The 10219-nt window shown below is 48.9% G+C and carries 11 protein-coding genes; all 11 read right to left on the bottom strand.

Annotated elements, in window-relative coordinates:
• Window positions 1-462, bottom strand: a 462-nt coding sequence (locus F4Y39_09335; protein ID MYC13912.1) for a DUF3368 domain-containing protein, incomplete at its 3' end; no start/stop codon positions are given.
• Window positions 455-721, bottom strand: coding sequence for a UPF0175 family protein (locus F4Y39_09330; GenBank protein ID MYC13911.1), 267 nt, complete (start codon window positions 719-721; stop codon window positions 455-457). The genes F4Y39_09330 and F4Y39_09335, both read right to left, overlap by 8 nt.
• Before the next feature lie 38 nt (window positions 722-759).
• Window positions 760-1083 carry a TusE/DsrC/DsvC family sulfur relay protein gene (locus tag F4Y39_09325; protein MYC13910.1) on the bottom strand — a complete coding sequence of 108 codons (324 nt, stop codon included), beginning with the start codon at window positions 1081-1083 and terminating at the stop codon, window positions 760-762.
• Window positions 1084-1131: 48 nt separating this feature from the next.
• Entirely contained in the window at window positions 1132-2307 is a 1176-nt protein-coding gene (locus tag F4Y39_09320) for an aminotransferase class V-fold PLP-dependent enzyme (GenBank protein ID MYC13909.1), read from the bottom strand.
• A gap of 10 nt (window positions 2308-2317) precedes the next feature.
• A complete protein-coding gene (locus tag F4Y39_09315) occupies window positions 2318-3685 on the bottom strand; it encodes a (Fe-S)-binding protein (GenBank protein MYC13908.1) in 1368 nt (455 codons plus the stop codon).
• A gap of 4 nt (window positions 3686-3689) precedes the next feature.
• Window positions 3690-4508, bottom strand: coding sequence for a respiratory nitrate reductase subunit gamma (locus F4Y39_09310; GenBank protein ID MYC13907.1), 819 nt, complete (start codon window positions 4506-4508; stop codon window positions 3690-3692).
• A gap of 11 nt (window positions 4509-4519) precedes the next feature.
• Window positions 4520-5089: a nitroreductase gene (locus F4Y39_09305; protein ID MYC13906.1), complete on the bottom strand. Its 570-nt coding sequence runs from the start codon at window positions 5087-5089 to the stop codon at window positions 4520-4522.
• Between the two features lie 152 nt (window positions 5090-5241).
• Window positions 5242-6090, bottom strand: coding sequence for an RNA polymerase sigma factor RpoD/SigA (locus F4Y39_09300; GenBank protein ID MYC13905.1), 849 nt, complete (start codon window positions 6088-6090; stop codon window positions 5242-5244).
• A gap of 98 nt (window positions 6091-6188) precedes the next feature.
• On the bottom strand, window positions 6189-7151 hold the full coding sequence (locus F4Y39_09295) for a hypothetical protein (GenBank protein MYC13904.1): 963 nt from the start codon (window positions 7149-7151) through the stop codon (window positions 6189-6191).
• Window positions 7152-7186: 35 nt separating this feature from the next.
• Window positions 7187-9280, bottom strand: a complete 2094-nt coding sequence (locus F4Y39_09290) for a GWxTD domain-containing protein (GenBank protein MYC13903.1) — start codon at window positions 9278-9280, stop codon at window positions 7187-7189.
• Between the two features lie 129 nt (window positions 9281-9409).
• On the bottom strand, window positions 9410-10219 hold an 810-nt coding region (locus F4Y39_09285), incomplete at its 5' end, for a sulfatase-like hydrolase/transferase (GenBank protein ID MYC13902.1).

Below are 10219 nucleotides of genomic sequence, written 5' to 3'. Positions count from 1 at the left end.
AGATAGTTCAAGTGCGTACTGTTTAATTTCAATAGATATCCACATACCAGCATCATTTAGTTGATCAAGCAGGGGGGCAATCGCTAAAATTAAGTTCTGTTCTTTAGCTCGCATCAAGATACCAATGGTGCCTATAACGTGTAGCCCTAGTGTTTCAGCGGCATAGCGTGCATCCAGATCATCCAGGATAATTTGGTCAGCCGATATTTCTCTTGCCAATAGAATTGATGCACACTCACCATCGCCTAAGAGTTGTAACTCAGTTGGAATGGAACGGCTATCAGGTTTTTCAATAGTGATCCAAGAATATTCTGTTATGTTTGGAACCGAATAACCTTCTGATTTTCCTCGATTCAATTCTTGTTCGACGGCATTGGTAACCAAAACTTCATCAAAGAGTTTCTGAAGAATCTCCAATTGGCCTATACGAAAAAGATATTGTAGTGCAGATGTATCAACCACGCATCTTTCCGGCACTCTCGAAGTCCTTTTTTAACTCTTCAGAGGTTAAATTTGCCACAGGTACTTTGTACGACTTCAACATATCAAAAAAAGCTACTCTACCCAGGCCTGCGAGTTCTGCAGCTCGCCCTGAAGATAAGCGACCAATTTCATATAGCTTTGCTGCCAAGAGTATCCGTGCTTCCCGTGCAAATTCATCAGGGGTTTCTTTTAGCGCATCCAGAATGTGGGCGGGGCATTCAATCTTTATAGACGACATTTTGGGCCTCATTTGTTGTCTTATTTTTTGTTTAACGATCACGTACACCCAGTTGGTGTTGGCAAACCCGCGATTTTACACGCGCCATCTGCGGGACCAGCGGAAAACAGGTCGTAAATCGTGTCGATATCTTTCTCTGTCTCTTTGCACAGGCGGCGGATCAATGGAGCGATTTCAAATTTCAACCAATAATTACGGATATAATACACTACCTGCCAGTGATCCTCGCTCATCTCCTCAATGCCATCTTGTCTGGCTAGATCGCGCGCCACATCTTCGTCCCAAAGCTCGGGTTGTTGGATAAATCCATCTTCATCCACCTCAATTTCTTTGCCTCCCAGCGTCACAATCTCATACGCCATTCCGCACCTGACCTTTTGTCTGTGCAGTCATGCTCGATTTACTCGCCTTCATACACTGCTTCGCCCATGTCGTTTGGATATATCGCTGAAGCCCTCAATTACAGTCTCAATTTGTGCCTCGGTATTGAAGGGGCCGAGTGAGAGTCGCACAGTGCCCTTCGTCGCTTTTGTCCCCAGGGTTTCGTGTACCTTTGGCGCGCATTGTAGTCCGGTGCGCGTTGCCACATTGAACTTCACATCCAGCAATGTACCCACATTATTTGCTGTCATCTCTTCGATATTGGCCGACATTACAGGTACGTGGTGATCAAAATTTTCAGCGCAATACAAAATGGTCCCATCGACTTCGCGCAGGCCATTGACCAGTTGTTTGAACAAAGCCATCTCGCGTGCGTGAATATTTTCCACGCCTTTGCGTCGTATCCATTTCTGCGCGAACAACAGGCCTGCAATACCCATTAGATTGCCTGTACCACATTCCAATCGCCAGGGATACTCGTCCAGGTGATCGGGATACTCCGATCGTACACCGGTCCCACCGTATCGCAACGGTGCAATTGTCACGCCTTCGCGCACGTACATCCCACCAGTACCCGTTGGTCCCATGAGTGACTTGTGTCCGGTAAAACACAAAATGTCGGCCTGCATCGCCTCCATATCAATGGGTAACATGCCTGCTGTTTGCGCCACATCAACGCAGAAAATTACACCGCGTGCACGGCAGATGGCGCCGATCGCTGCTACGGGTTGCACAGTGCCCAGTACATTGGATGCATGGGGCATTACTACGAGTTTCGTATTGGGTTTGATCGCCCTATCAATATCTTCGGGGTCGATAAAGCCATCTACTCCAAAGCCCACATAAGTCGCCTCAATTCCCTCGTATTTTGAGAGATGGTAAATCGGACGCAAAACCGAATTGTGATCCAGGAGCGTTGTAATTACGTGATCACCGGGTTTCAATGTGCCCTGAATAGCAATATTCAACGCATCCGAGGCATTGTGTGTAAACACAAGCCGATCGGGACTGCCCGTGGCGCCAAAAAACGACGCGAGTGATGCACGGGTCTCGGCTACCATAGCCTCGGCCTCTTGCGCCAGATCCGTGCCACTGCGCCCGGGGTTTACCCCGTATTTTCGATAGAACGCCAGCGCGTCTTCCAGCACAGTAGGGGGCTTTGGAAACGTCGTCGCCGCGTTGTCCATGTAAATTAAATGAGACATGAGCTATCGGCTATTCCAGTACAATCGCATTGTTTACCAACTCGTGTACACCTGTAATTCTTAGTGGCATTTTGTGATGGCGCGCGATTTCTTTGAGTTGTGTGCGGCACTGCAAACACGAGGTCGATACGATTTTCGCATCGGTCTCGCGCATTTGCTCTGCTTTCTTTTTTCCCGAGACCTCCATCCGAAATGTGCGTACCGAGCGGAGTGCCGATAACCCACCGCCGCCACCGCAACACCACTGCGTGTACCCGCCATCGGGCATTTCGCGGTAATCGGCACAGGCCGCTTTCAAAATCTCTCTGGGTTCCTTGACTATCCCACACCCGGCAGCAAATTGGCAAGCGTCGTGATAGGTCACGGGATCGGGATTTTTGCCTGGGTCCAATTTCAGTTTGCCTGTGCGAATAAGTTGTGCCGTATATTCAAAACCACTGGTAATCTCAAAAGGCAATGCGCCCCACCAGCGCCCTTCGCTGGCCATGAACTTCATCACCCGATACGCATGCCCGCATTCACCCATCACCATGATCTTACATCCCAAATTTTCGCACGCGTCGATGTAGTGCTTGTTCTCGTATTTCATTGAAAAGTTATTGCCGGTCGTAAATCCGAAATTCGATCCGTCAAATGCCCGCGAGCTCATCGTCCAATCGGCACCGATGGCGTGAAAAATTTTCGCCATTCCCATTAAATTTTCAGCATAAACCAGCACATCACCCGACGGCGGCAAAAAGAAAATTTCTGCGCCTTCTCGGTCTAAAGGAATTGAAATATCCCGTCCTGTTTCTTCTTTGAGTTCTTCTTCGATAAATTGAATCGCATCCAAAAATGCCTCGGCTGACGCGCCTTCCAAATTGCCCGTTTCAAACGAATTGTGCGTGCCCTGTGCAAGGGATGGCGGCGTCAAACCCATTAAATCGACAAGCGAGCGTCCAACGCGCGAGATCACCGAATGATCGATTCCTACAGGACAAAATGCCGCACATCGCCGACACGTCAAACACTCGTACATGCGCTCGGCAAATAACTCGGCATCGTTATTTTCAAAATCGGGCTTTGGAAAAATGGCGTTCCAAAATCGCCCCCAAAATGTCGTGTACTTTTTGTATAAACGAATCACCTGCCGAGAGCGTTCCACCGGATGCATGCGCTTATCCGGTTGCCCGTAATACACCGGGCATTCCTGCGCGCACACCCCACATTTGGTACACGTATCCATGTACAGGCGCAATGCCGACGGTTCATCCTGGATCTCGCGGACAAATGGGTCCGATTCGGCAATGCGCCGCATATACGTGCCAACCAGACCTGATGGAATGTACTTTTGTTCGCGTTCTGTTTGATCTGGATTTTCCAATTTTCTGATTCTCAAGTGGTTAGTGGTTAGTAGTTAGTGGTTTTTCATCCTGTCCATCCTTTAATCCTGAAAATCCCGATCCAAATTCTCCCGCAAATGTATCGGATGTGCCCAAAAATTCGCGGCTCAAAAAAATCCCGCCCAGATGCAATAGATGGGAAAATGGGATCACAATCAATAAGAGCTGTACAGCGAGCATGTGCCAGACAAACATGCTTTGCACTTCAATAACTGCCGCTGTGCCCGTCGATAGGCCAGACACATAGTGACGCAAGGCTTCGGATGAGACACCGCCATCTAATACTACGAGAAAAGCTGTGGCAGAAAAAAACAGGAGGATGAACTCCGCCAGATAGTCCCGAAAGTCCGTAATTTCTCGCACGCGCTGAACGATTATCCGACGGACCAATAAATAAGTGCCCGACACAGTCATCAATCCACTGCCGATCAATGCGATGCGCAAACAGATTGGGTCCAGGTCGAGCGGCAAAATCACGCGGACATGAGCTACAATTACCAGAAACAGTCCCAAATGGAGGGACCAGGAGCCCAGCCACAGTATTTTGTCGCGCTTATAGAGACCAGTAAAAAAAACAAAGCCTTTTATCGCGCGCTTCCATTCTGTATTTTTTGAGCGCGGTCCGGGAAAAATGTGAATGGTTGGGCGGTACTGCTGCTTCCACACGCCATATACAGATCCCCTGGCTCGTGGCAATAGCTTGAGCGCGGGGTTGTAAAACCGCATCCATACCCATATTCGCACGCCTAACATGATGAGATAGAAAGGCAATGCGAGATAGGGCAGGCGATATAGAACAAAAAATTCAAGGCCATTCATGATTAGCGGAATCAATCCGTCCAGCTCAGCACCTCTTCGAGGGGTTTGCGCCTCGGTTCTGGTATTTCATCGGGATATCCAGTATAGAAAAATCCGATGATGTATTCGTTCTCGGTATCTACATCCAGCAATTTGTAGGTGTTTTCTTCCAGCGTAATCGGCCCCGTACTCCACTGCATGCCAACCCCTTCTGCCCAGGCAGCCAACTGTACATTTTGCATGGCGCAACACGCAGCCGCATAGTCTTCTCTGTTCTTGATGTCATCGCCATCTTGAAGACAGGCCACCGCAATAATTGTGGGCTTTGACATGAACTTGGCATAACCGGCTTCTTTTAATATTCGCCTGGCTTCATCACTCGCACCTTCAGCCGCTTTTTCCTCCTGAATTTCGCTGTAGCGTTGCGCCAGTATTTCTTTGGTTTCTTCTCCCAGGACTACAAATCGCCACGGTTCTGTCAAATGGTGATTTGGTGCCCATAGACCGGCCTCAAAAGTTTTTTCAATCACATCTTTGGGCACACCACCCGGTTTGAACTTAAAAATTGTGCGCCGCGTGTGAATGGCTTCCAAAACGTCCATCGCTTGCCTCCTATAGGGTCTCGGTAAAAAGGAAATGTACAGCAATGTACATAACAACCTCAGACAAATCAAGTTTTGGCGTTAGATATTAAAAAAAGCCTCTGAAGATATGCGCTTCAAAGGCTTTTTCATTTTTTATAGGATATAATGCGTTAGCCGGCTTCTGCATACGCAATGAGTTTGCGCCCCCGAGAGGGGTGACGCAATTTACGCAGGGCTTTTTCTTTAATTTGGCGTACTCGCTCACGCGTGAGGCTATATTTGTTAGCTATGGCCTGAAGTGTCCAACTGGAGCCATCGAGACCAAAATAGAGACGGATAACGTCGGCTTCACGATTATCCAGGGTATGGAGCAGATCGTTGACTTCATCTCGCAGGGCATTGTGAAATATTGCAGCATCTGGTGGGGCCTGATCTTCGTCGTGCATCAAGTCGATGAGGGTTGTATCTTCGTCATGAATTGGTTTGTCCAAAGAAAATACGATCGGACTGTGAGACAGCATATCGATGACCTGGTCTTCTGTAATTTGAAATTCATTGGCGATTTCTGTCTCTGTGGGCCTGTGGCCTTTATTGGATTGATACTCGTCGCTAAAGTTTTTAATTCGACGCAGTAGATCCAACCGGTTGATAGGCAAACGGATCATACGCCCCTGTTCGGCGAGCGTTTGTAGAATAGATTGGCGAATCCACCAGACGGCATAAGAGATAAATTTGAAACCGCGTGTTTCGTCAAAGCGTTCGGTGGCTGTAATGAGGCCTATATTGCCGGCACTGATCAGATCGGCCAGTGCCACACCTTGATTGCGGTATTTCAGGGCTACGTTGACTACAAAACGCAAGTTGGCTTTGATCAGGCGATTGCGCGCTTTGAGGTCACCTCGCTTCATTTTGACGGCGAGTTCAAATTCTTCTGCAGCAGAGATAGGGTGAGAATGGGAGAGTTCTTTGAGATAGTGTTCTAGGCTGGTATCTGATTGTTTGGATGAGGCATTTATCATACCCAACTCCTTGCTGAATAGGACGCAGAATAATGACACTAAAAAATAAGGTATCATTGTTTCTATCGTATTAAGCGGGAGTGAAGATTGGGTTACAATCAAATGGAAAAAGAAAGTCTAAAAAAGATTGATTTGGGTGGCTTTAATTGCTGCGGCAAAAGTCGTATCTTCGATTTTTTATGGGCATCACCATGTTCAAATCGAAATGTTCGGGCACGTTCAATCGACATCAGCCCATCTAAAAATCCGATAGAAGCCCCAACCGTTCCGCCCAATAGAGTACCGAGAAGCATTTCATTTTTGGCGGATAAGCCTTCGAAAGACCAACCCGCAAGTAATCCCGTAATCCCGCCCAAAATGCCGTACTTCAGGCCATTCCTGATTGTCCTGGTCACAATCCGTTTGCCTCCGCGCGGTGCAATGCGAATCTGGTCAATTACATCCATTTTGATCCGTCGAAATCCCAGAGGCGTGTTGATGAGCATTTGCCCGTCTTCCATCATTGGCAAGAGTTCTCCCTTTATTTGCTCGCCATCTGTCAGTGCCATTTTCACTTGCAATCGCTCATAGGCGCGATAGACAGGTGATATTACTTCATAAGTCACTTTTTCATCTGTCACCAATGGATAATTTGGCGCATCATGCACAACGGCCATCCGATGGATATAATCTCGAATGCGATTCAATTCCTCTGTATCTCGGATGTGTAGCAACCGACAGCGCGTGCCGGCCTCGTCGCGAAAGGTAACGCAGATGCCGTATTGATCATCTGCCAATTTGAGAAATACAGCAGACTGAAATCCCGGTACTATCTGTGTCAGCGTGGGCATGTTGTGGCGCTTTGTATATTCTGTCAAGCCCTGAAAAACGCCCAATTGATTGCCCTCATCAAAATCAATTTCTCGCCCTACGGCTGGGCTGATAACCACAACAGTTCCGGTCACTTCACCCACCGTCACCACAGCCCAATGATCCTCTGCCCAGGCACGCAACATCTGCGACTTTTCCGCCGCGCCAACAGAAACGACTAACGCGAACAAAATACCAGCAATTTTGCCCATATTGCGTCTCCTTGTTTTGGCTTTTTGCAGTGAGGCTACCACATCACGCGAAACCGCGTTGTAGAACGCGCTGTTTCCAGAGTTTGCAAATCTTCGACTATTACGCGCAGTGCTTTGGGGCCTGGCATGGTTTTTTCCAGTGCCAGTGATAGAAACAATGGCTCCCAGCCGCGATTGCCGCGTTGTTCGTAAGACACGGCTGTTACCCAATCCGCCTGTTCTACATCGCCAGCATCGCTCAGTTCTCGCACTTGAAAGGTGAGCTTGTAATGGGTCGCGCCGAAATTGTCGCGCTGTAAGTTGTAAATTTCAAAATACACCACGGCTTGACCGTTGTGCTCATATTGCCGCAAGGGATTTGACAATATGAGAAAGCGATTGCGACCAAAAGGGCGGTCTTCACGTTCAACGATACGCCGCGCGATCAACAAATCGCTGATATCCAGTTGCTCTTTTGAAAATTGTCTCACATCGAGCGTATCGCGAAATGTGCCCACAGATTTTTTTTCGCGATCCTCAACTTCTGCCGATAGATAATAACGCCCGGCTTTCAAATTGAGCCGATCACCTGCCAGCAAATAACCCAAGCCAAGTGCGTCGTACTTCACGATGGGCATGCGCTGCACCCGATTTATATCCCTACGCAATGTGTCCCATTGAGCGTCAAAAAGGAACAGGCCCTGGCGCAGATTGACGCTTTTTATTCCGGGGCGGAGGTCTTTTGTTTCGACCTCATCGGCGTCGAGGGCATAATACACTTCAACACGCGCTTTGTCGTTTTCTCCGCGAAACTGCGCTATCTGATGTGGCGCGTCGTACCGCTCGCGCCAGTAAGGATCTCGAAAATGGTCGGGATTGCGCTCGACAAACATCTTAAAGCCCAGGGGATTCATTTCAGAATCCAACCAGCCCAGGCGGAAATTCCAGTGATCGCGCGTGTCCGTATTTTCGAAAATGATGGTAAAGCCCTCGTATCGCCACAATTCCTTCCGATGTTCGTAATTGTGCGACATCATCTGCCACCGCGCCCGCCATGCCAGATAATCCTGCATATACCCGGGCAAATCCACACCTGTGTGAAACTCCGCAGGTCTCGCGACCAGAGATACTGGATGACCATAGCGGATATAAACCTGGCCTTTATCCGTTGTCCATCCGGGAATGCCTTTGAGGGGGTCGCCAAATCGCAAATTGGCATAGGCCACGCGCCGACAATGTTCGAGTAATCGCTCGTTGTATTCGGTCAAAAATAATGGATCGCGACCCGTCCAGAATTTGCGAATCGCCGCGCGGTCTGGCGCAGTTGAGTCGGGATCGGCGAGCATGAACACGCCCATCATAAAGCGTTGTTCTTCTTCTGACATGCGTGCAAGTCCCCTGGTATAAGCCGCATACGCATCCTGCAACCGGTCCTCAGCTTGATACCCCAATCCGACAAAAAAATGTGCATGGGCATTGTCGGGATGCCGCTGCACATAATTTTCAAATAGGGGAATCAATTCACGCGCCATTCGGCCTTCGTAATAGACCAGCCCCAATAAGTGATGCGAGGGCCAGTGGTCGGGATGTTTGGCAATTGCACGCGTCAAATATCCAATGGCCGCATCGCGCGCCTCAATGCCGTAATTTTCCAAACTCAATGTTCTGACCGTTCTCCTGTATCTATTGAAATCCGAACCATAATTCACAATTCTGCGTTCGCCATCGAGATACCGCGTCATATTCCACATTTCAAAGCGCGCCGCCCAATACAATGGTCCCACATTGTCGGGATCGCGTTCAATACCCCGCTTGGCATATACGATTGCGGTTGTTCGCCGCCCAATGCGCCAGTAATACTCGGCCAGTGAGGTCAAAATATTCCCATTATTCGGCTGTTTTTGCATCGCCCTTTTCAACCATCGCTCTGCACTGTGTACATGACTTTTGCCCTGCAACATATATAATTCACCCAGCGCGTGGGCCGCGCGTCCCGCTGGGTCGCTTTTTGTAGCCTCTTTTAACAGCGACTCGCGTTCATCAAACGCACGCGTTGTATCTGAAGCGGCAACGAGCAAAGAATCGATATTTGCCCATACTACATCTGTTGGTGTGACGAATATGAGAATTAATAGCATTCGCAATATCATTTGGGGTCTCCTCGGGTGGGGGAACAGAGTACTTTTATTTTAACCGTTAAGATGCACAGAAGTTGCCTTAAAAGACACAAAAAAACCGCCCGTTGTGTCGGGCGGTTGGGATGAAAGGTTGGTGATTCCTCACAAATACGGGTAGGTCGCTTCGGGCGTGTAGCCCGGCAGGAGTTCTTCGTGGGGCTGGCCGGGGATTAAGCGCGTGCCATCGGTAAAACCTTCTGGACGGTTTTTGAGGAATTCGATGAGACGATTTCGCCAGGGTTGTATTTCAGAGTTGGGATTGCGCGTGATATCGCGTATTTCATTGGGGTCTTCATCCAGGTTGAAAAGGTGTTCTTCACCCGTTTGAGAATACCAGATGTATTTGTGGTGTCCGTCTGTGATATAGTGGTTGCCGTGGTTGTAGTCATAACAGCCAGCGTGTTCTCCGTGTAGAAATTCCCGCACGCGATCAGTGTCGCCTTGCATGACGGGCAGAAGGCTTTTGCCCGTGCAGGTATCGGGGATGTCGATGTTGGCCGCATTGAGGATAGTGGGCATGATGTCCTGAATGCCGACGGGACTTTTACAAGTGATTTCTTCGGGATATCCCCATTTTTTGGGGGCGCGTATGAGGAATGGAATTCGGGCAGACGCTTCGTATGGCCAGGTTTTGCGAAAGAGATTGTGGTCACCCAGCATTTCGCCGTGGTCGGATGTGAAGATGGTCAGGCAGTTGTTGAGACCGCTGTATTGAATGAGGCGGCCGATCTGGTCGTCTATAAAGTTGATCATACCGTAATAAGCCGCACGAGAACATTGCATGTCGTGTTTGTCAAGGCAAATTTGCCAGGCGTTGGGGTCGAGACCTTTTTGAGGACCGTCAAATTCGGGTGCCCAGTCTCCTATGACGGGATCGGGCAAGTTCCGCTGGATATAGCGGTCGTAATAGGG

It is taken from the genome of Gemmatimonadota bacterium (genome assembly GCA_009838845.1).
Taxonomy (GTDB): domain Bacteria; phylum Latescibacterota; class UBA2968; order UBA2968; family UBA2968; genus VXRD01.
Note: the sequence above shows the minus strand (reverse complement) of the source record. Positions and strands in the feature narration are given on the sequence as shown.

Excerpts from the sequence above, each read along its gene's own strand:
- F4Y39_09330 (MYC13911.1), bottom strand. The coding sequence starts at position 721 with ATGTCGTCTATAAAGATTGAATGCCCCGCCCACATTCTGGATGCGCTA.
- F4Y39_09325 (MYC13910.1), bottom strand. The coding sequence starts at position 1,083 with ATGGCGTATGAGATTGTGACGCTGGGAGGCAAAGAAATTGAGGTGGAT.
- F4Y39_09320 (MYC13909.1), bottom strand. The coding sequence starts at position 2,307 with ATGTCTCATTTAATTTACATGGACAACGCGGCGACGACGTTTCCAAAG.
- F4Y39_09310 (MYC13907.1), bottom strand. The coding sequence starts at position 4,508 with ATGAATGGCCTTGAATTTTTTGTTCTATATCGCCTGCCCTATCTCGCA.
- F4Y39_09305 (MYC13906.1), bottom strand. The coding sequence starts at position 5,089 with ATGGACGTTTTGGAAGCCATTCACACGCGGCGCACAATTTTTAAGTTC.
- F4Y39_09300 (MYC13905.1), bottom strand. The coding sequence starts at position 6,090 with ATGATAAATGCCTCATCCAAACAATCAGATACCAGCCTAGAACACTAT.
- F4Y39_09295 (MYC13904.1), bottom strand. The coding sequence starts at position 7,151 with ATGGGCAAAATTGCTGGTATTTTGTTCGCGTTAGTCGTTTCTGTTGGC.
- F4Y39_09290 (MYC13903.1), bottom strand. The coding sequence starts at position 9,280 with ATGATATTGCGAATGCTATTAATTCTCATATTCGTCACACCAACAGAT.